Source organism: Ruegeria sp. HKCCD7221 (genome assembly GCF_013031225.1).
GTDB lineage: Bacteria > Pseudomonadota > Alphaproteobacteria > Rhodobacterales > Rhodobacteraceae > Ruegeria.
Genome location: NZ_WPZE01000006.1, coordinates 86,310 through 105,882 on the forward strand (window position 1 = coordinate 86,310; position 19,573 = coordinate 105,882).

The window sequence follows — 19,573 nt, forward strand, 5'->3', positions numbered from 1 at the left end:
TTCAATCAAAAATTATCCGCAGCCAAAGAGGAAACTGTCTGCTACACTGACGTAGTTACTGAATTCCTGAAATAATCTTATATTGGCAAAGGGTTGGAAGAGACATGGAAAATGGCATCGGGTTTTTCGACATAGTGTGGTCGATCTTCTGGCTATTCCTGATGGTAGCCTGGTTCTGGGTAATGATTTCGGTGGTGGCCGATGTGTTCCGCTCAAAAGACCTGAGCGGTTTCGGCAAGGCCGCATGGATCGCGTTTGTTATCCTTGTTCCCTGGCTCGGGGTTCTGTCCTATCTGATCGCACGAGGCGAAAAGATGCATGAACACAATGTCGAGGCGATGAATAAAATCGAAGAAGCACAGAAGGATTATATCCGATCCGTCGCGACGGTATCCACCGCGGACGAGTTGGAGCGTCTTGCCGCCTTAAAGGAAAAGGGCGTTCTGACAGACGAAGAGTTCGCAGCCCACAAAGCCAAGATCCTCAGCGCGTAACAAATAATGCTCCGGCCAGTGCCGCACTTGCCGGAGTTATTTTGCGAAAATGGCACTTAGAATTGCACCAAGCGCGTCCGCGTCCTGCTGCGTGAATGCGTCCGGTTGATCGCTGTCGATGTCAAACACGGCAATAATGTCGCCTGACGCGTTTCGCACCGGCAAGACCAGTTCTGACCGCGTGGTCGATGCACAGGCGATATGGCCGGGAAAAGCATCCACGTCGGGCACAAGCTGCACCTCGCCCGTGCGCGCGGCGGCGCCACAGACTCCCCGCTCGAACGGGATAATCAGGCATCCGTGACCGCCCTGATACGGGCCGATCTTCAACACATCCGGTTCTGTCACGCGGTAAAACCCGGTCCAGTCGAACCGGTCGTCGGAATGATGCACCTCGCACGCGACGGTTGCCATAAGCGCGACCGCGTCAGTTTCCCCTTCGGTCAGGGCTGACATGGTTTTCGCCAGCAGGTCGTAATCAACGGTCATCTTGGATTGTCCGGCATAGGTCGTCTTGCTACGCCACCTATGCCGAAACCGCCCATGGGTCAAACACGTTCGATCGCGATCGCGGTGCCTTCTCCGCCACCGATGCAGATCGCCGCGACACCCCGTTTCAGGTTGCGCTTTTCCAACGCATTCAAAAGCGTCACCATAATGCGCGCGCCCGAAGCGCCGATCGGGTGCCCCAATGCACAGGCCCCGCCATTTACGTTCACTTTGTCACGCGGCAAGCCCATTTCATGCATGAATGCCATCGGCACAACAGCAAAGGCTTCGTTCACCTCCCACAGATCGACGTCATCCTTGGACCATCCGATCCTAGACAGCAATTTCTGGGCGGCGGGGACAGGTGCGGTTGTGAACAACCCCGGCGCCTGAGCATGGCTGGCATGGCCCAGAATTCGCGCACGTACGGTCAGCCCCCGATCTTTGGCCGCATCCTCGGACGCCAGCACAAGCGCAGCCGCGCCATCCGAGATCGAGGATGAGTTGGCTGCCGTCACGGTCCCATCTTTGCGGAATGCAGGTTTCAGTGTGGGTATCTTCTCGGGTCGGGCAGATTGCGGCTGTTCGTCCGCGGCGTGCTGCACCTCACCCTTGCGGGTCGGGACAACGACCGGGGTGATCTCGTCCGAAAACGCCCCGCTTTCCTGTGCAGCCAGAGCATTGGACAGGGACTGCAGCGCATATTCATCCTGCGCTTCGCGGGTGAACTGGTAGGCTTCCGCACAATCCTCGGCAAAGGTGCCCATCAGCCGACCCTTGTCGTAGGCATCCTCCAATCCATCAAGGAACATGTGGTCCACGACCTGACCATGCCCGATCCGGGCCCCGCCGCGCATCTTCGGCAGCAGGTAAGGGGCGTTGGTCATACTCTCCATCCCCCCCGCGACCATTGTGTCCGCGTGTCCCAGCGCGATCTGGTCGAACGCCATCATCGCGGCCTTCATGCCAGAGCCGCACATCTTGTTCAGCGTTGTGGCTGGGACGTCTTCGCCCAGACCCGCCGCAAACCCGGCCTGCCGCGCCGGTGCCTGCCCCTGACCAGCGGGCAGAACGCAACCCATCAGTACCTCGTCTACCGTCTGGGTTCCGGCCCCTTGCAACGCAGCGCGAATGGCAGTGCCCCCCAAATCGGCCGCTGGCACACCGTCAAACACGCCTTGAAATCCGCCCATGGGTGTCCGGGCCGCGCCTGCAATAACAACATGATTCATCGGGGTGCTCCTCCTGTTTTCCGGAATGATGGATACCGAATGGTAAGAATTGCCGTCTAGCGTATTTCTACGATTGAATTTCAGTTTAAAGGATCATCGCGCATGAGCCTGACCAGCGAAACAACAGGCGGCACACAGATCATCACGGTTCATTCCGACCGGATAGATGCAGCCATGGCCATCCAGTTCAAGGAAGACATGAGGAACGAAGCTCAAGGTGACAATGCGCGGGTCATTCTGAATCTGACCCATGTAGAGTTCATTGATTCCAGCGGTCTTGGCGCCATCGTCGCTGCGATGAAGCAGCTCGGCAATGGTCGCAGGCTGGATTTGGCCGGACTGCATCCCTTTGTCGAAAAGGTATTTCGGTTGACGCGCATGGATACGGTTTTCAAGCTGTTTGCGTCGCTGGACGACGCGCTGTCCGCCCCCACAGACTAACCAGCCGCTCAACGGAATTGGCACGACACCAATGAGTAACTGTAACTGCCTGGATTTGAGTTTTGTAGCGACAGAAGCAGAAGCCAGCCTTGGCATCGCCAGGTTGAGCTTGTGCCTAGAAGAAAAGGGCCTGCCCGGTCACAAGGCCGGTGACGTGAAAATCGCGCTGGCAGAGGCTATCAACAACGTGGTCGAACATGCGTATGCCGGGATAACCCCGGCCCGGGTGCAGGTACATTGCCGCTTTCACCAGAACTGGCTCGACATCCTGATTTCCGACACCGGCATGCCTCTGCCAGGGTTTTGTATTCCCGAAGGCATTCCTGCAGCATTGGGCGAAACGATTGATGAATTGCCCGAGGGTGGGTTTGGCTGGTTCCTGATCCATGAATTGACCAGCGACATCCGATATGAGCGCAAAGGGGGCTGCAACAGGCTGTCGCTTCGGTTCGACTTTCCAGACTCCGGCTGACCCAAAATCGCCACAATCAAACCATGGTCACGCCGCAAACAAAGGGCATAGTGATTCTCGTAGCTCAGATAGCTTCCCTCGGCGTCCAGTGTCACAGCCCCCACCCAGTGAACGGCGCCGAGGAACTTCCCATTGATTTGACTGGACAATATCTGCCTGCGCGATACCTTCGGCGCGTTCAATCAGGGAAACAAAGCTATGCGGGATTTTCACACTCCGGGCAGATCCGAAGTTCTGGCGACAGAAGGCATGTGTGCCACATCGCACCCTTTGGCAGCTCAAGTCGCAGTGGACATTCTGCAAAAAGGCGGCAACGCAATGGATGCGGCGATCGCCGGGGCCGCCCTTCTGGGTATTTGCGAACCGCAGATGACTGGGCTGGGCGGCGATTGCTTTGTGCTTTTCAACCGGGCCGGAGAAAATGAAATCCGCGCGCTGAATGGTTCGGGGCGAGCACCTTCGGCGGCGGACCCCCAGAAACTGCGCAATGCCGGTCTGACGACTGTGCCGCTGAATACAACGGAGTCAGTCACCATACCCGGTGCGGTGGACGCTATATGCCATCTGGCCGAAACCGAAGGCAAACTGGGCCTCGACGCGATCCTTCAGCCTGCGATTCACTACGCCGACATCGGTGTGCCGGTGGCACCAAGGGTCGCGTTCGACTGGCAAACAGGCGAGGCAACACTGCAGGGTCCCGCGCGCGGTCATTACCTGATCGACGGTAAAGTGCCGAAGGTCGGGCAGGTCTTCCGCGCGCCTGGTCAAGCCGAAGTTCTGCGCCAGATCGCCAAGCGGGGGCGCGACGCCTTCTATTCTGGCGATATCGCGCAAGACATGGTCGATGCACTGACGCAAATGGGCGGGGGACATTCGCTTGCTGATTTTCAGGCAACCAAATGCACCGAAGCCCAGCCCGTAGTTGGCAATTATCAGGGTGTTGACCTTGTCGAACACCCACCAAACGGTCAGGGTGCGACCGCGATCCTGCTTTTGAACATTCTGAAAAGCTTCGATCTGGCCAGCATGGATCCCTTCGGGACCGAGCGCATACATATCGAGGCCGAAGCCTCGAAACTGGCATATGATGCGCGGAACCGGTTCATTGCAGACCCTGATCACACTGCGCGGGCCGAGTTATTCTGCGATCAGGTCTTGGCCGACAGGCTGGCAGCCCTGATCGACCCCAAACGCGCGATGCCTGCGGCGCCCCTCCTGACCGAGGCAATCCACAAAGACACCGTTTACATTACGGTCGTTGACCGCGACCTGATGGCCGTTTCCCTGATCTATTCGATCTTCCACAGCTTTGGCTCGGGCATCGCGTCCGAGAAATACGGGATACTGCTGCAAAACCGAGGGGCCGGATTCACGCTTGAACCCGGGCACCCCAATGAAATGGGCCCCGGCAAACGCCCGATGCACACGATCATCCCGGGTATGCTCTGCGAAAATGGGCGCGTCACCATGCCATTCGGCGTTATGGGCGGCGCTTTTCAACCAACCGGGCACGCCCGGCTTTTGTCCAACCTGACAGATCACGGGCTGGGACTGCAGCAAAGTATTGACGCCCCGCGTGCCTTTGCAGATGCAGGCGTTCTTAAGCTAGAGCGCGGAATTCCGCCCAAGGTCGCTCAACAATTGGCCAGCATGGGTCACAATGTCCAAACTCCAGAAACACCACTTGGCGGCGCCCAGGCAATCAGGATCCGTGAAGATGGCGTCTTGGAAGGCGGAAGCGATCCCAGGAAAGACGGTTGTGCGCTGGGATATTGATCCGAGCGCAGAGCGCGCACCCGATCAGTTCAAATGAAAGTGCAGCGGATATGCCCCGTTTTCGAACGGGCCGAACATGTCGGGGATATCAGGATGTTCCACAGGTTCGCCCGACTGATCGGCAATCAGGTTTTGTTCAGAAACATAAGCAACATAGAAGGATTGATCATTCTCTGCCAACAAATGATAGAACGGCTGATCCTTGATCGGGCGGCTGTCTTCCGGAATGGCCTGATACCATTCTTCGGTATTGGAAAACTCTGGATCCACGTCGAAAATCACCCCCCGAAAGGGATGTTTTTTGTGGCGGACCACCTGGCCCAAACGGTACTTGGCGTTTGTCTTAAGCATTTTCACAGCCCCCAAGGGTCTTACTACCTCTTTCCGCGCGAGAATGCCAATCATTGATCTGAAATTTAGGGAAACAGTCTGTGAACCTCTTACTGACAGTCTTTGAAATCGTGGCCCCTGTCTTTCTTTTGGCGGGTATCGGCTTTGTCTGGGTCAAACTGGGGTTTGAATACAGGCTGCAGTTTGTAACCCGCCTTGCGGTTACCCTTGCGGTGCCCAGCCTTATCTTTGTTGCGCTGATGCAGACCGAGATCCCGGCCGGTGAACTGACGCGTTTCACTGTGGCGGCCATTGCGGGTCACGTCGTGCTTGCAGTTGCCTTTGAGGTATTCGTGCGGCTTGGCGGATTGGATCGACGGACGTATCTGGCGCCGTTGATCTTTGGGAACACCGGAAATCTTGGATTGCCCTTGTGCCTGTTTGCCTTTGGTCAGGCGGGTTTGGGGTTTGCGGTCGTGTTTCTGGCCGTTACCGCGTTACTTTCGTTCACTTACGGCATCTATCTGGTCGCGGGCAAAGGCGCGTTTGTCAAAGTTGCCCGCGAACCGATGGTATGGGCCACATTGCTCGGCGTGCTGTTCCTGTGGCGCGGATGGGAGACCCCGGTCTTTCTGACCAATACACTGGACTTGCTGGGACAAATGGCGATTCCCATGATGTTGATCACAGTGGGCGTCGCCATCGCGCGCCTGACCACCCGCAAGTTGGGTCAGGCCATCTGGCTTTCATTGCTCAAACTCGCGGTTTGCTTTGTTTTAGGGTGGGGGATCGCGGTGGCGTTTGACCTTGATGCCGTCGCATTTGGGGTGCTGCTTGTGCAAATGTGCACGCCGGTTGCGGTGACTTCATACCTGCTGGCCGAGCGGTTTGACGCAGATTCAGACGCCGTCGCCGGGCTGGTCATGGTCTCAACTGTTCTGTCTGTTGCCGCTTTGCCTATTATTCTAGCTATCGTTCTATAGCGATTGTGATTTCCTCGGAGCGCAATCTGCGCTAGAATAAAGAAAAAAGGCACGAGGCACATGAGCAGAATTCTTATCGTACTCTTCGGGGTGCTGCTTTTGGCATCCTGTGGGGGCGGGTCAAAGCAACCGCCCAGCAAGCTAAATGACGCGTGCAGCATTGCGCGCGAACGGCCGGATTATATCAAAGCATTCAAAAGCACCGAGCGCAAATGGGGCGTCCCGGTTCACGTCCAGATGGCGACTATCTATCAGGAAAGCCGCTATCGCCATGACGCAAGGACACCGCATCAATACGTGTTGGGCGTCATCCCGATGGGCCGTCAAAGCAGCGCCTATGGGTTCAGTCAGGCACTGGACGGAACCTGGGATGAATACCAGAAAGAGACCGGCAAACGCCGTGCCAAGCGCGACCGTATCCGGGACGCTTCGGATTTCATCGGCTGGTACATGAACAAAAGCTATGAGCGGAACGGGATTCATCCCAGCGACACGCGCAACCAGTATCTCGCCTATCACGAAGGTCATACGGGATATGCACGTGGTAGCCACTACAGCAAGACTTGGCTGTTGAACGTCGCAAATGACGTGGATGCGCGCGCCAAGCTGTATCAGGCACAGTTGGCCGGCTGTCGGTACTAAGAGAACTCAGCGGGTCAGCGATTGCCTGACCCGCTTCGCGCGCGGTTGGAAAACAGGCTTTGATCCAACCTGTTATCCGTATCCAATTGGCCCAGCAAAACAGTAGTCTGGCTACCGGCATTGTCGTGGATGACCCATTTGCGCAGCTCTATCGGATCGCCAGTGAACATCAACTCAATCCGGCCCGAATCGGGATTTTTCGGGTCCTGAGCGGTAACGACCGTGGCTGTTCCGTCAAACTCATGCCCGACGACCATATTGGCCTGCCCCAGATTGACGTTGCGCGCCAGTACCAGCGACAACGGTGTGCGCTTCAGCGGGTATTGCTCGGGTGGTTGGTTGGATTTCGGGTCGAATATCTGAACCGTTCCTGCACGCGCCAGAACAACCGCGCTGTTTGGTGGATCATATTCAAACCGCATCTTGCCCGGCCGTTCCATCCACAGTTTACCAGTGCTCAATGAACCGTCATCATTGACCTGCGTAAACGTGGTCTCAACGGTTTTCAGACCGTTGAGATAGTTGGAGATCTGCGACAAAGGCAGTTTTTCAGCGGCCCACGCAGCCGGCGCAGCCAGCGTCAGGGCCAGGGCAAAAGCAATCTGTTTCATGATCTACCAGATATGCGTTTCGCCGCTGTTATTAAATATCCAAATCCGATTTCAGGGGTGCCTAAAACAGCAGACGCGCTGAAACCCATAATTTCAGCGCGTCACTTGATTTTGATACGGCGGTACTCCGCAAAGCCACTTACTGCTCGGGCACAAGGATTTCGCGTTTTCCGACATGGTTTGCCGAGGAAACAACGCCTTCATCCTCCATCTGCTCGACCAGTCGCGCGGCTTTGTTGTATCCGATGGCGAGTTTTCGCTGAATATACGAGGTCGAACATTTTCGATCCTTGATCACGATCGCCACGGCCTGATCGTACAAAGCGTCCTCACCGTTCGTGTTGCCACCAGTGTTCAGGCCCAGCACGGCGTCAATATTGTCGGCTTTTTCCTCGGCCGGGCCATCTACGACGCCGCTCATGTAATCTGGCGGGCCGAACTGTTTCAGGTGGCTGACGATTTCCTCGACCTCTTCATCCGAGACAAACGGACCATGGCAGCGCGTGATCTTGGCACCACCCGCCATATAGAGCATGTCCCCCTGCCCCAGCAGTTGTTCGGCACCCATCTCGCCCAGAATGGTGCGGCTGTCGACCTTGGACGTCACCTGAAACGAAATCCGGGTGGGGAAGTTCGCCTTGATCGTACCGGTAATCACATCGACCGAAGGTCGTTGCGTGGCCATGATCAGGTGAATACCCGAAGCCCGCGCCATCTGAGCCAGACGCTGAATGCAGGCTTCGATCTCTTTACCTGCAACCATCATCAGGTCGGCCATCTCGTCGACGATGACCACGATATAGGGCATAGCTTCAGGCGCGAATTCTTCGGTCTCGAACACGGGTTCGCCCGTTTCATCATCGAATCCGGTCTGGACCGTGCGGCTGAACATTTCACCCTTGGCCAGCGCGTCTTTCACACGGCCGTTGTAGCCTGCGATGTTGCGCACGCCCATTTTGGACATCTTGCGATAACGATCCTCCATCTCACCCACGACCCATTTCAGGGCAACCACAGCCTTTTTCGGGTCGGTCACAACAGGGGACAGCAGATGCGGGATGCCGTCGTAAACCGAAAGTTCCAGCATCTTGGGGTCAATCATGATCAGGCGGCATTCATCCGGCGTCAGCTTGTACAGCAGCGACAGGATCATCGTGTTGATCGCCACCGACTTACCGGACCCCGTGGTCCCCGCGATCAGCAGGTGAGGCATCTTCGCAAGGTTCGCCACAACGGATTCACCACCGATATCCTTACCCAAGGCCAGCGGCAACGCGTGGTTGCCGTCGCCAAAGTCCCGGCTGGCGAGGATTTCGCGCAGCACCACCATTTCGCGGTTTTCGTTGGGCAGTTCGATCCCGATTACCGAGCGGCCCGGCAATGTCGAAACCCGCGCCGACAGCGCCGACATGGACCGCGCGATATCATCCGCCAGACCAATCACCCGGCTAGCTTTCAGGCCCGGAGCGGGCTCCAGCTCGTACATGGTCACAACGGGGCCAGGGCGGACGCTGACGATCTCACCCTTCACGCCGTAATCGTCCAGCACGTTTTCCAGCATCCGCGCGTTTTCCTCCAGCGCCTCATCGCTCAGGTGGTGGCGCTGAATACTGGAGGGGTTCGACAGCAGTCCCAAGGGCGGCAGTTCGAAATCAGAATGCTTTTCCTCGAAGGACAGCGCTGGCTGTGCCTCGGCCTGCGCACGGCGCGACGGTTGCGGTGCGCGGCGCACAGGCTGTGCAACCACTGGTTTGCGGGGTTCGGCAACCGGGATTTTTACAGCCGGGCGCTGTTGCGGAGCCGGTTCTGCCACATCTTCAAACACGGCCCCCTCTTCGTAATCCGCGCCGAGCGTATCCTCTTGCACGACAGACTCTTGCCAATCGTCTGTCAGAGGTGCCGACATCATCGGTTCCACCGGCAAACCCGCCGACGTCATCGGGGGTTCAGGCGGCAAGTCACCAGCCCCGCCTGCATTCAGGATAAGCGGATCCGGCCCCCTGCCGCGCCCCTTGGTCAACGGCAGGTTCGGATCCGGCTCAGGCGTCATCTCGCCGGTTGCGACTTTGCGGTTGCGCACGGCGGCGGAAATTTTTGACCGAATGCGGTCTTCACCCGGCATCTCATCATACCCAGCAACAGGTTCACGATCCAGCAGTTCAGGCTCGGGCATCGGCTCTGGGCGGCGGATCAGGGAAGGCATCCGCGCAAGAAGGCCTGTTTTCACAGACTCCGGCGACTCGAGTGGGGGTTCGTCGAATACGGGGTCGGCATAGGCCAGTTCATCTTCAAAAACAGCTTCGGCGGCTTCTGCCCTTGCCGTTTTACGGTCGTCCCATTGCGCGCGGCGATCACGGGCGGCCTGCGCTGTCGCTGCGGCGCCCCGGCCCAGCAGGTTCATCAACCCATCGTATGACATGACCAGACCCAACAGGAATACACGGAACCCTTTGCGCACATCATCCTTGGTGAACCCCAGAACAAACACGCCAAGCGACAACATTCCGATCGCCATGGCCAAAGACATCACCTTGACCATGAAATGCGATGAGATCGGCAACAGCGTCAGCAAAGCGCCCATAACCGTGTCGCCAAAAAGACCACCCAGCCCAAAGCTGTGTGTGGTACGCCACGCCTCGCCCGGGACAAGCGTTGCCGCGTAAACGGAAACAATCGCGATCCAGATCGGGGCAAAGATCAGCCGGGCAATCGCACGTTCTTCGCCAAAATGACCTGCAAATCGCACGCCCCATCCGATCAGAACCAGCGCGATGCTCCAACTGCCCCAGCCGACAATCATGAACAGGGGCGCGGCAATCGACGCACCGATCCGGCCCATCCAATTCTGCACCGGCGCATCGGTCGACACCATCCAGTTGGGATCGTCCGGCGTGTAAGACCAGATCATCGCGGCTGCGGCCAGGCCCAGCAGAATCAAGGCAATGCCGATCAGCTCTTTACTGCGCCGCTCAATGGCGGCTTGCGTCGTACTGTCCAGCAAAGGATCGCGATTGCGCGCGTTATATGATGCCATTTTGCCCTCGTACCTCACGAATAGATGCAGTCGCGGAGCTTGATCAGCCCTTGCTGCAACTCTGTTTTTGGGGCCACCAAAGCAGCCCGGATAAATTGTTCGCCCGGGTTTTGCCCCGGATCGCCTTGAGAAAGATATGCGCCCGGAAGTACCCGGACCCCGGTTTCCTGCCACAGCTTCAATGCGGTTTCTTCGCCATTATCGACCGGCAACCAAAGGAAAAACCCGGCCTGCGGTGCCATATACCCCTGAATGCCAGCGAATACCTGATCCGCAATGGCGTATTTTGCCTGATAGAGCGCGCGGTTCTCGGCCACATGCGCCTCATCCGCCCACAGCTTTGCCGCAGCCGCCTGCAAAGGCAGCGGCAAGGGTGCGCCCGCGTAGTTGCGCAGTTGTTTGACCCGTTTGATCGTCTCGGGGCCACCTGCGATCAGGCCGGAACGCAAGCCGGCGACGTTTGACCGCTTGGATAGCGAATTGAACAATGTGATCCGCTCAGGATCTGCGCCCAGTTCCTGCGCGACGGTCAAAACGCCGGTCGGGACCTCATCGCGGTAGATCTCGGAATAGCATTCATCCGCGAAGATGCGGAAATCGTATTTTTCGGCCAGCCGGATCAGTTCGGCCCAGTAGTCGCGCGACGCCACCGCGCCCTGCGGATTGGCCGGGGAACAGAAATAGGCCGCAACCGTGCGGTTGAGAACATCCTCGGGCAGACCTGCGTAGTCCGGCAGATGGCCGGTTGCAGCGGTGGCAGACACAAATACCGGCTCGGCCCCGATCGAGATCGAGGCGACCATATAGACCTGATAAAAGGGGTTGGGGCATAGGATGACCGGTTTATGACCGTTCTTTTCCTCGGGACACAATGCCATTGCCGCGTTGTACAGCCCCTCGCGCGTACCGTTCAGCGCCATGACATTGGCGTTTGGGTCCATCGTCACACCATACCGGCGATTGATCCAATCGGTGATTGCGCCACGCAGCGCAGGAGAGCCCTCATTTGGGGGGTATCCCTGAAATCCGGCCGCGTTTTCCATGATTACATCTGTCACCCATGCGGGAAAATCGTGCATGGGCGCGCCGATGGTCATGTGAATGACATCACCGCCCGGCTGGTGATGATCCAACAGGGTGCGCAGACGCGGGAAAGCATATTCCGGTAGGTTCGAGAACCGCTCGGGAAAATTCATAACTACTGCCTCAATGCCGGGATCGTTTTCGCCCCGTTTTTTGGCAGATTACAGGTCGGATTCCGCTTCGTCCAGACAAAGCGACGCCGAATCAGGGGATTGTGGCATTCACGCCAGAGCGGTTTCGACCGCCGCACCCACCCGCAAAAGCGCTTCTTCCGATCCCGGATACCCCATCATCATCAACCCGCACCCCGCCGTTCCCGTCGGAACGGTCAGCGCGGCCAATCCCATCAGATTGCCGATCCGGGTGTTGCGCAATGCCAGCAGGTTCTCGGTGACATAGTAGTCATGATCCGTCATCAACCGCTCAAGATTTGGGGGAAGTATCGGCGCGGTTGGGGCCAGCACTGCGTCAAAACCGGCCGTCGCCGCATCCCATGCGGTCCGGCAGGCTTTCAACCGGGACCAGGCCGCAATGTAATCCGGCCCTGACACGTTCTTGCCCGCGCGGAACCGCTCCAGAATCTCTGGGTACATTGCATCGGGGTTGGCCTCGATCACGTCGCGCCACAGACCGTAGGCTTCGGTCGTATAGAGGACACCGGACAGGCTCATGGCGTCGTTCAGTTCGGGCACCTCTAGCGGGACAATCTCGGCTCCGGCCTCTCGCAAACGGTCCAGTGCGGATTCGTAAGCCGCGCCCGGGCCATCCCGCAGATCATCCTTGGCCACGTTCTGCAAATCGGCGAAACGGCGGCCCTGCAGCGTTGCACCCCGCAGGTCAGCGGGCGTGCCGCCTTCCAGCAGCGCCAACAGATGGGCGGCGTCCTCGACAGAACGCGCCAATGGGCCAATCGTATCAAACCGCAAACACAAGGGCACAGTCCCCTCAAGCGTTACGCGCCCTGCCGTGGTCTTCAACCCGACAAGATTGTTCCAAGCCGAAGGAATACGGACCGACCCTCCTGTGTCCGACCCAATACCGCCCGCGGCCAGCCCCCACGCGACCGATGCTGCAGCACCCGAGGAAGACCCGCCCGGCACCGCGTCGACATCGTCGATACAGGGCGGCGTTCCGGTGATCGGGTTCAGACCCAGCCCGGAAAAGGCCAGTTCGCTCATATGGGTCTTGCCCAGACAAACCGCCCCCATCGCCGTTGCATTTCTGACAACAACCGCATCCCGGTCAGGGACGCGCCCTTTTAAAAGGGCTGTTCCGGCCTCGGTCTCGGTTCCAGCGGTATCGAACAAGTCTTTCCAACTGATCGGCACACCATCTAGCAGGGACCGGCGCAAGCCCAGTTTGACCCGCACGCGCGCAGCTTCGGCCTCGGCGCGGGCGCGTGTGTCGGTAACGCGGGCATAAATGCGGTCCCGGTGGGGGTGCGCGGTAATGGCGGACAGGTAGGTTTCGGTCAATTCGACGGGGTCGATCTGGCCCATTCCAATGCCTCGGCCCAGATCACACGCGGTCATGGTCAACCAATCCTGCATTCCTACCCCCTTGGAAAAATTCGCTTTGGGCGACGGTAGCGACAGGACCGCATATGGACAATCCCGAAAGGGCGCGCATATTGCACGGCATGGAACACAAGCCCGATATCCTGATCGTTGGTGGCGGTCTGAACGGCCCCGCATTGGCACTAGCATTGGCTCAGACCGGGCATACCGTCACGATCATCGACACCTTGGCCGAGAAAGTTCGGAAAAACGCCGCCTTCGACGGGCGTGCCTATGCGCTTGCGTTGGCCTCTCAACGCTTGCTGCAAACAATTGGTGTGTGGGAACGGGTCGCCGACCACGCCCAGCCGATGCTTGAGATCAAGGTCACGGACGGGCACGCAGGGACCGGGCCATCACCCTTCTTCATGCATTTCGATCACGCCGAGATCGAAGAAGGCCCGATGGGATACATGGTCGAGGATCGCCATCTGCGCCGAGCCTTTTTGGATGCGATCGACGCGGACTGCAACATCACGCAGATCAGTGGCCGAACAGTCATTGCGCAGGATCACGACGCAACGGGCGTCACCCTAACTCTGAATGACGGCTCGACCCTGACGGGCTGCCTGCTTGTGGGGTGCGATGGTCGCCGCAGCGGCACGGCTGCGCGTGCAGGCATCAAGCGCAGCGGATGGGATTACGGACAGACTGCTCTGGTCTGCGCCATCGAACATGACCTGCCCCATCACGGTATCGCGCATCAGTTTTTCATGCCGCCGGGTCCGCTTGCGATCCTGCCATTAACCGGCAACCGCAGCTCGATTGTCTGGAGCGAACGGACCGACGCTGCAAAACGCATCAATGCCCTACCCGAAGCGGATTATCTGCAGGTCCTGCGCCCTCGCTTTGGTGATTTCCTTGGTGATATCAAGCTGGCCGGGGATCGGTTCACTTATCCTTTGAACCTGACGATCGCGAACGCATTCATTGGCGAACGAATGGCCCTAGTCGGAGATGCCGCACACGGTATGCACCCTATCGCCGGTCAGGGGCTTAATGCCGGGTTGCGGGACGTGGGTGCGCTGGCCGAGGTGCTGACCCTGGCCGGACGGCGCGGCGAGGATATCGGGTCGGTTCTGGTGCTGGAGCGCTATCAGGAATGGCGCCGTTTTGACACGGCGTCGCTGGCGATGGCGACAGACGTGTTCAACAAGCTGTTTTCAAATGACAACCCCCTGTTACGCGTTGGGCGCGACATCGGGATGGGGATCGTCGGGTCACTTCCGGGCCTGCGCCGGGGCTTCGTGCGCGAGGCCGCCGGGCTGACCGGGGACCTGCCGAAACTGCTTCAGGGGCGTCCGATTTAATCCAGTTGCCGCGCCTCGTCGACCAGCATCACCGGAATGCCGTTGCGGATCGGAAAAGCCAGCCCCGCAGCCTTTGAGACCAGTTCCTGCTTTTCCGCATCATAGTGCAGGGTTGTCTGCGTCTGCGGGCAAATCAACGCCTCAAGCATACGGCGGTCAAAGGCATGTTCAGGTGTGGTCATTGCAGCTTTTCCTCGCTCGATCCGCCGCGCATGGCGAATTCGATCAGTGTTACCAAAGTTTCGCGACGGGTACGCAGGCAGGGCGCTTCTAGCAAGGCCTGTTTTTCCTCGGGGTCGAAATCCAGCAGCATGGACAGCGAGTTGACCAGCAGTTCATCATCCGCGTCCTTCAACGAGTCCCAGTCGGTCGATAGCTGCCGGGACGAGAAAAACCGCTCTAGCAGTGTCAGAAAGTTTGTGCGGTTGAACCCGTCATCTTGTTCGGCCCGGCCCAAGTCGCGGTCAAACCCATCCCAGGACACCTGGCAGCGACGATAAGGGGTAAAGGCGTCCAACTCGGACTTGACGCGAAAGCGCGAAATCCCGGTCAGCGTAATCAGGTAACGGCCATCTTCGGTTTCCGAAAACTGCGTCACCCGCCCCGCGCAGCCGATCTGGTGCAGCTTGTCGTCGTCGCTTTGGCAGGGGTTCGGCTGCACCATCCCGATCAAACGCTCGGGCGTTTTCAGGGAGTCGTCCAACATCTGCAGATAGCGCGGCTCGAAAATGTGCAGCGGCAGGCGCGAGCGGGGCAACAGCAGCGCCCCGGGCAAAGGGAAGACGGAAACCGTTTCCGGCAGATCAGCGGGATGCATCATGTACCCCAGTGTAGCTCTGATCAGAGATTAGGCAAATATCATCGAGCTGAGTTTGCGCCGCCCATTCAGAACAATCGGGTCGTTTGGCTTGAGCGCGTCGAAGATCGTGAACAACTGCGCCTTGGCTGCGCCGTCGTTCCATTCGCGATCCCGACGGAACAGTTCAAGCAACTGGCTTACGGCCTCTTCCACGTCACCATTGGCATGCAACGCCTGCGCTAGGTCGAACCGGGCCTGATAGTTGTCCGCGTCAGCCTGAACCGCCGCAGTCAGTTCGGCCACAGGGCCCGCATCCGCGGCTTGTTTGGCCAGTTCCAGTTGCGCATGCGCCGCCTCCACTTCGGCAGAGGTGGAAATTTCGGCAGGGGCACCGTTCAAAATGGCCTCGGCCTGTTCCAGATCACCGGCTGCGATATGGGCGCGCACCAAACCGCCATAAGCCGCCGCATGGTTCGGATCCTCGCCCAGAATGGCAGCAAAGGTCTGCGCCGCGTCCGCAGCGGCGCCTTCCGACAGCATTTCTTCGGCCGCTTGAACGGCGTCATCCAATTGCCCGCCTGGGCTTTCGCCCCCTGCTGCTTCGATGACACGGTCGACAAATGCCTTGATCTCGGACCCCGGCAACGCGCCTTGAAACCCGTCAACCGGCTGACCCTTGAAAAACGCATAGACGGTCGGAATAGACTGAATACGCATTTGCGAGGCGATCATCTGCGCCTCGTCCACGTTGATCTTGACCATCTTCACTGCGCCCTTGGCGGCGGTCACAGCGTCTTCCAGCAGAGGTCCCAGAGTTTTGCACGGCCCGCACCATGGCGCCCAGAAATCCACGATGATCGGAGTTTCCTGCGAAGCCTCGACGACGTCGGCCATAAACGTGGCCTCGGACCCGTCCTTGATCAGATCCGCTGTATCGGGGCTGGCTGCGCTGTTCAGAAGGTCCATGACACTCACTCTTTCGTTCGAACTTGCGCCCTATATGCAACCGCATAGGGCAGAAACCAAGGGTTGAATTGCAGAATTAAAGGTCGAAAGTGGCAAAGACCGGAGCGTGGTCGCTTGGCTTTTCCCACCCGCGCGCATCGCGCAACACGCGGCTGGAATGCCCCGCGTTCGAGATATCAGGCGTGGCCCAGACGTGATCCAGCCGCCGTCCCTTATCGACCGCATCCCAATCGCGCGCACGGTACGACCACCAGCTGTAAAGCTGCCCCTCGGGGATATCCTGGCGGGTGACATCGACCCATCCGCCTGCATCCTGCGTCTCGGCCAGCGCTTCAACCTCGATCGGCGTGTGCGAAACGACCTTGAGCAGTTGCTTGTGCGACCAAACATCATCCTCGCGCGGGGCGATGTTCAGATCACCCACCAGAATGGACTTTTCGGGCTTTTCAGCATGGAACCAGTCGCGCATGTCGGTGAGGTAATCCAGCTTCTGCCCAAACTTCTCATTCACCTCACGATCCGGCACATCGCCACCTGCGGGGACATAGAAGTTCTGAATGGTCACGCCGTTTTCCAGCCGTGCCGCGATGTGGCGGGCGTGGCCGAGACCGGCGAAATCCTTGTCGCCCACTTCCTCCATCGGGATACGCGACAGGATCGCAACGCCATTATATCCCTTCTGCCCACGCGCAACCATGTGGGTATAGCCCAGTTCCGCAAAGCCTTCGGTCGGGATTTTCTCGACCGGCGATTTACACTCTTGCAGACACAGCACATCGGGGGCTTCGTCGCGCAGCAATTTCAGCACGATAGGCTCGCGCAGACGGACCGAGTTGATGTTCCAGGTGGCAAGGGTAAAGGGCATTGGGGAATCCTCTGTCGTCGGTTGCGCGGAGGTTAGCGTGGGTTGGGATGGGGTGCCATGGGGAAAGAGACTGCAAGTCTGTTCTGCGGACAAAGCACCGTTTCGCTATCCACATCGCCGACGTTTCTAGAACACGTAGTTTGCTAAGTTTGATCCTCGACCTCAGCGCTCTTCAATTGTCGTTCCTGCGTTTCCAACAGGACGGCGAGTTCAGCAAGCAAGGCTCTGCGCGCCTGATCAACCTCGCCATTCTCATGGAGTCCTCGATGTTCAGTGAAGTTTTTCAAGGCAGTGAAGTCACGCGCGTCAAGTAATTTAACGACCCGTTTCGGCAATTCGCCGGATGCGACAAGCGCGCGGATCCAAGCCTCCGAGAGGTTAACATCATCTTCCTTTTGCTCTTGTACGCACCAGATGCTCTCAAACAACGTCATAATAAAATCGAGGACAGGCCGCTTCGGATGCCGGTTATCGGACATGAACGGCTGCCGAAACACATCCATGACAAGTTCGTACGACGGCCAATAGTGAATCATATCGTCACCAGAATACTCAGATACCACTTCGTCGAGAGCTACGCGCAGAACTGACTTGGAAACCGAGTTTGCGGAAATGCACGAAATTTCCCTGAACGTGGCAATCAGCGGCACCGGGGAAAGGGTCAAAATAACTTTTGCGGATGGACGATGCTTTCGGATCAGCTCGCAAATTGCGCGAATGTTGTCGCTATTCTCGGCGACGCTGGACAATCGAAACTTGTGGCGAGTAGGGTCGTAGGCGTCTTTGGGAATAGTACGCCAGAAAACGTTGCCCGTCGGTTCATCGTACCAGACTTCGCTTAGTCCAAAAGTCAAAATGAATACATCCGTCTCATCAAAGATCGCTTTAGTCTGCAAGCGGATATCCTCATCATATCCGAACTCTTCGGCCTTGTAGCCATGCCAAAGCGGTTGTTCGAAGACCTTATTTTCCCAAGCCCATTCGAATTGCTGCCGGATAGCAAATGAATTCACCATGCCTTCTCCCATGGAGACTACATAAGCATTCGCGTGAGCCTCATCTCGAGTGAGAACACGGAAGTTTCTTCGAGCCAACCAGTCGGAAATATTGGCAGCAAAGCAGGACCCAAACGCTGTAATTTGCGTCTCTGAAGTAATCGCCGGCTGGTCCGGCTCCCAACCGTGGAGGACGGCTCCCACCGCGTCCTGCTGCATCGTCATGGCGGAAAGCTTGGGCCGCTTATTCACCGTGCTCCCGCGAAACCATGCCCGGCGTGGCACGTCCATCAGAATACGCTGCGAGGGTCGTCTGTCGGTATCAACGGGTTTGTCGTTTTTGATGGACATTAACATCGGCCTTTGGTTCAGTCTTTGGTGAGCGTGGACCGCGACAAAATAGTTGTCCGCCACTCACCGCCCATTCGACCCCGACGAGTGGGACACTGCAACTACAAATTCGCTGAGACCGGCTCTGCACTGTGGATTTCTGCAGTTGCGCAAATGCCGTCCACTTGCGCCAGTCCAACACTCCCTCCCACAAAAAAAGCCGGGCCATCAGGCCCGGCAGTCCAACAGGGAGGTACATGTCATTACCCGGACATGCACGGGTTGGGAGTAACCTAAATATATCTCCAGAGTATCACTTTGATCTGCATCATTCCATCAAAGTTACGACACAAGACGATATCCGCCCGACTCTGTGACCAAAAGGCGCGCGTTCGACGGATCGGGCTCGATCTTCTGGCGCAGGCGGTAGATGTGGGTTTCCAGCGTATGCGTGGTGACACCGGCATTGTATCCCCAAACCTCGTGCAGCAGCACATCACGCGCAACCACACCGTCGGCCGAGCGGTAGAGGAACTTGAGGATATTTGTCTCTTTCTCGGTCAGCCTGATTTTCCGGTCATCTTCGGTGATGAGCATCTTCATCGCAGGCTTGAAGGTATACGGCCCAAGAACAAAGACCGCGTCCTCGGACTGTTCGTGCTGGCGCAGTTGGGCACGGATACGGGCCAGAAGGACCGGGAATTTGAAAGGCTTGGGTACGTAATCATTGGCACCGGCATCAAGGCCCAGAATGGTGTCGGCGTCGCTATCGTGCCCCGTCAGCATCAGGATCGGACTTTTGACACCCTGCTTGCGCATCAGGCGGCACAGTTCGCGACCATCGGTATCTGGAAGGCCGACATCCAGAATAACCAGATCATAGATCGCTTCGCGTGCGCGCTCCATGGCGGACTGCCCGTCGGACGCTTCGAACACGTCAAAGTCTTCGGTCATCACAAGCTGCTCACTCAGAGCTTCACGAAGATCTTCGTCGTCGTCCACCAGCAGGATTTTCTTAAGCTGTGCCATATCTGGTCCTCCTAAGCCTTTTCCACCACTTGCGCGTCAAAGATGCAATCAACAAGGTTTGCTGCAATCGTCTCACGCCCTCGTGTCTGATGATGAGGAAATGTTTCACATTTCCGTCCGATCAGGCTACAGGAAG

20 protein-coding genes are annotated in these 19,573 nt (G+C 57.9%); 7 read left to right on the top strand and 13 right to left on the bottom strand.

The genetic code is table 11. The features are described from left to right. Positions 1-104: 104 nt before the first annotated feature. Positions 105-494, top strand: coding sequence for an SHOCT domain-containing protein (locus GOX73_RS14995; RefSeq protein WP_171126452.1), 390 nt, complete (start codon positions 105-107; stop codon positions 492-494). A gap of 36 nt (positions 495-530) precedes the next feature. Here the strand turns inward: GOX73_RS14995 and GOX73_RS15000 are convergent, their stop codons facing one another. After that, a complete protein-coding gene (locus tag GOX73_RS15000; protein ID WP_171126346.1) occupies positions 531-983 on the bottom strand; it encodes a GAF domain-containing protein in 453 nt (150 codons plus the stop codon). 59 nt (positions 984-1,042) lie between these two features. After that, the gene (locus GOX73_RS15005) at positions 1,043-2,215 is read right to left on the bottom strand and encodes an acetyl-CoA C-acyltransferase (protein WP_171126347.1); all 1,173 of its coding nucleotides are present in this window, start codon (positions 2,213-2,215) and stop codon (positions 1,043-1,045) included. Between the two features lie 102 nt (positions 2,216-2,317). Here GOX73_RS15005 and GOX73_RS15010 point away from each other — a divergent pair, with 102 nt between their 5' ends. From GOX73_RS15010 to GOX73_RS15020, 3 genes are all read left to right on the top strand, one after another. After that, positions 2,318-2,656 (top strand): STAS domain-containing protein, encoded by a 339-nt coding sequence (locus tag GOX73_RS15010; RefSeq protein WP_171126348.1) that lies wholly within the window; start codon positions 2,318-2,320, stop codon positions 2,654-2,656. A gap of 31 nt (positions 2,657-2,687) precedes the next feature. After that, entirely contained in the window at positions 2,688-3,128 is a 441-nt protein-coding gene (locus GOX73_RS15015; RefSeq protein WP_171126349.1) for an ATP-binding protein, read from the top strand. Between the two features lie 198 nt (positions 3,129-3,326). Beyond that, positions 3,327-4,904 carry a gamma-glutamyltransferase family protein gene (locus GOX73_RS15020; RefSeq protein WP_171126350.1) on the top strand — a complete coding sequence of 526 codons (1,578 nt, stop codon included), beginning with the start codon at positions 3,327-3,329 and terminating at the stop codon, positions 4,902-4,904. 24 nt (positions 4,905-4,928) lie between these two features. Here GOX73_RS15020 and hspQ read toward each other — a convergent pair whose 3' ends face one another. Then, entirely contained in the window at positions 4,929-5,255 is a 327-nt protein-coding gene (hspQ, locus tag GOX73_RS15025; protein WP_171124435.1) for a heat shock protein HspQ, read from the bottom strand. Between the two features lie 80 nt (positions 5,256-5,335). Here hspQ and GOX73_RS15030 point away from each other — a divergent pair, with 80 nt between their 5' ends. Then, a complete protein-coding gene (locus GOX73_RS15030) occupies positions 5,336-6,217 on the top strand; it encodes an AEC family transporter (RefSeq protein WP_171126351.1) in 882 nt (293 codons plus the stop codon). 60 nt (positions 6,218-6,277) lie between these two features. Then, complete coding sequence (locus tag GOX73_RS15035; protein ID WP_171124439.1) at positions 6,278-6,859, top strand: lytic transglycosylase; 582 nt, start codon at positions 6,278-6,280, stop codon at positions 6,857-6,859. Between the two features lie 14 nt (positions 6,860-6,873). On the opposite strand, the gene GOX73_RS15040 is transcribed toward GOX73_RS15035, so the two are convergent. The 4 genes from GOX73_RS15040 to GOX73_RS15055 all read right to left on the bottom strand — a co-directional run bounded on the left by GOX73_RS15040 (position 6,874) and on the right by GOX73_RS15055 (position 13,137). Beyond that, complete coding sequence (locus tag GOX73_RS15040; protein WP_171124441.1) at positions 6,874-7,470, bottom strand: outer membrane lipoprotein carrier protein LolA; 597 nt, start codon at positions 7,468-7,470, stop codon at positions 6,874-6,876. 139 nt (positions 7,471-7,609) lie between these two features. Further along, the gene (locus GOX73_RS15045; protein ID WP_171126352.1) at positions 7,610-10,504 is read right to left on the bottom strand and encodes a DNA translocase FtsK; all 2,895 of its coding nucleotides are present in this window, start codon (positions 10,502-10,504) and stop codon (positions 7,610-7,612) included. A gap of 14 nt (positions 10,505-10,518) precedes the next feature. Beyond that, entirely contained in the window at positions 10,519-11,700 is a 1,182-nt protein-coding gene (locus GOX73_RS15050) for an aminotransferase class I/II-fold pyridoxal phosphate-dependent enzyme (RefSeq protein ID WP_171126353.1), read from the bottom strand. 108 nt (positions 11,701-11,808) lie between these two features. Beyond that, a complete protein-coding gene (locus GOX73_RS15055) occupies positions 11,809-13,137 on the bottom strand; it encodes an amidase (RefSeq protein WP_171126354.1) in 1,329 nt (442 codons plus the stop codon). 53 nt (positions 13,138-13,190) lie between these two features. Between GOX73_RS15055 and GOX73_RS15060 the strand changes: the two genes are divergently transcribed. Continuing rightward, positions 13,191-14,453, top strand: a complete 1,263-nt coding sequence (locus tag GOX73_RS15060) for an FAD-dependent monooxygenase (RefSeq protein ID WP_254429216.1) — start codon at positions 13,191-13,193, stop codon at positions 14,451-14,453. Here GOX73_RS15060 and GOX73_RS15065 read toward each other — a convergent pair. From GOX73_RS15065 to GOX73_RS15090, 6 genes are all read right to left on the bottom strand, one after another. Continuing rightward, the gene (locus GOX73_RS15065; protein ID WP_171124448.1) at positions 14,450-14,635 is read right to left on the bottom strand and encodes a Trm112 family protein; all 186 of its coding nucleotides are present in this window, start codon (positions 14,633-14,635) and stop codon (positions 14,450-14,452) included. The two genes, GOX73_RS15060 and GOX73_RS15065, sit on opposite strands and share 4 nt — an antisense overlap. Continuing rightward, on the bottom strand, positions 14,632-15,273 hold the full coding sequence (locus tag GOX73_RS15070) for an LON peptidase substrate-binding domain-containing protein (protein WP_171126355.1): 642 nt from the start codon (positions 15,271-15,273) through the stop codon (positions 14,632-14,634). Before GOX73_RS15070 ends, GOX73_RS15065 begins: the two co-directional genes overlap by 4 nt. A 27-nt stretch (positions 15,274-15,300) precedes the next feature. Next, positions 15,301-16,218 carry a co-chaperone YbbN gene (locus GOX73_RS15075; RefSeq protein ID WP_171126356.1) on the bottom strand — a complete coding sequence of 306 codons (918 nt, stop codon included), beginning with the start codon at positions 16,216-16,218 and terminating at the stop codon, positions 15,301-15,303. Positions 16,219-16,294: 76 nt separating this feature from the next. Next, positions 16,295-17,083, bottom strand: coding sequence for an exodeoxyribonuclease III (locus tag GOX73_RS15080; RefSeq protein ID WP_171126357.1), 789 nt, complete (start codon positions 17,081-17,083; stop codon positions 16,295-16,297). A 143-nt stretch (positions 17,084-17,226) separates the two neighbouring features. Then, positions 17,227-18,429 carry a GSCFA domain-containing protein gene (locus tag GOX73_RS15085; protein ID WP_171126358.1) on the bottom strand — a complete coding sequence of 401 codons (1,203 nt, stop codon included), beginning with the start codon at positions 18,427-18,429 and terminating at the stop codon, positions 17,227-17,229. A gap of 321 nt (positions 18,430-18,750) precedes the next feature. Then, a complete protein-coding gene (locus tag GOX73_RS15090; RefSeq protein ID WP_170415695.1) occupies positions 18,751-19,437 on the bottom strand; it encodes a response regulator transcription factor in 687 nt (228 codons plus the stop codon). Between the last annotated feature and the right edge of the window lie 136 nt (positions 19,438-19,573).

What these genes read in the sequence shown, in the direction of transcription:
- GOX73_RS14995 (WP_171126452.1), top strand. Translation starts at nt 105, where the DNA reads ATGGAAAATGGCATCGGGTTTTTCGACATAGTGTGGTCGATCTTCTGG.
- GOX73_RS15000 (WP_171126346.1), bottom strand. Translation starts at nt 983, where the DNA reads ATGACCGTTGATTACGACCTGCTGGCGAAAACCATGTCAGCCCTGACC.
- GOX73_RS15005 (WP_171126347.1), bottom strand. Translation starts at nt 2,215, where the DNA reads ATGAATCATGTTGTTATTGCAGGCGCGGCCCGGACACCCATGGGCGGA.
- GOX73_RS15010 (WP_171126348.1), top strand. Translation starts at nt 2,318, where the DNA reads ATGAGCCTGACCAGCGAAACAACAGGCGGCACACAGATCATCACGGTT.
- GOX73_RS15015 (WP_171126349.1), top strand. Translation starts at nt 2,688, where the DNA reads ATGAGTAACTGTAACTGCCTGGATTTGAGTTTTGTAGCGACAGAAGCA.
- GOX73_RS15020 (WP_171126350.1), top strand. Translation starts at nt 3,327, where the DNA reads ATGCGGGATTTTCACACTCCGGGCAGATCCGAAGTTCTGGCGACAGAA.
- hspQ (WP_171124435.1), bottom strand. Translation starts at nt 5,255, where the DNA reads ATGCTTAAGACAAACGCCAAGTACCGTTTGGGCCAGGTGGTCCGCCAC.
- GOX73_RS15035 (WP_171124439.1), top strand. Translation starts at nt 6,278, where the DNA reads ATGAGCAGAATTCTTATCGTACTCTTCGGGGTGCTGCTTTTGGCATCC.
- GOX73_RS15040 (WP_171124441.1), bottom strand. Translation starts at nt 7,470, where the DNA reads ATGAAACAGATTGCTTTTGCCCTGGCCCTGACGCTGGCTGCGCCGGCT.
- GOX73_RS15045 (WP_171126352.1), bottom strand. Translation starts at nt 10,504, where the DNA reads ATGGCATCATATAACGCGCGCAATCGCGATCCTTTGCTGGACAGTACG.
- GOX73_RS15050 (WP_171126353.1), bottom strand. Translation starts at nt 11,700, where the DNA reads ATGAATTTTCCCGAGCGGTTCTCGAACCTACCGGAATATGCTTTCCCG.
- GOX73_RS15055 (WP_171126354.1), bottom strand. Translation starts at nt 13,137, where the DNA reads ATGCAGGATTGGTTGACCATGACCGCGTGTGATCTGGGCCGAGGCATT.
- GOX73_RS15060 (WP_254429216.1), top strand. Translation starts at nt 13,191, where the DNA reads ATGGACAATCCCGAAAGGGCGCGCATATTGCACGGCATGGAACACAAG.
- GOX73_RS15065 (WP_171124448.1), bottom strand. Translation starts at nt 14,635, where the DNA reads ATGACCACACCTGAACATGCCTTTGACCGCCGTATGCTTGAGGCGTTG.
- GOX73_RS15070 (WP_171126355.1), bottom strand. Translation starts at nt 15,273, where the DNA reads ATGATGCATCCCGCTGATCTGCCGGAAACGGTTTCCGTCTTCCCTTTG.
- GOX73_RS15075 (WP_171126356.1), bottom strand. Translation starts at nt 16,218, where the DNA reads ATGGACCTTCTGAACAGCGCAGCCAGCCCCGATACAGCGGATCTGATC.
- GOX73_RS15080 (WP_171126357.1), bottom strand. Translation starts at nt 17,083, where the DNA reads ATGCCCTTTACCCTTGCCACCTGGAACATCAACTCGGTCCGTCTGCGC.
- GOX73_RS15085 (WP_171126358.1), bottom strand. Translation starts at nt 18,429, where the DNA reads ATGTCCATCAAAAACGACAAACCCGTTGATACCGACAGACGACCCTCG.
- GOX73_RS15090 (WP_170415695.1), bottom strand. Translation starts at nt 19,437, where the DNA reads ATGGCACAGCTTAAGAAAATCCTGCTGGTGGACGACGACGAAGATCTT.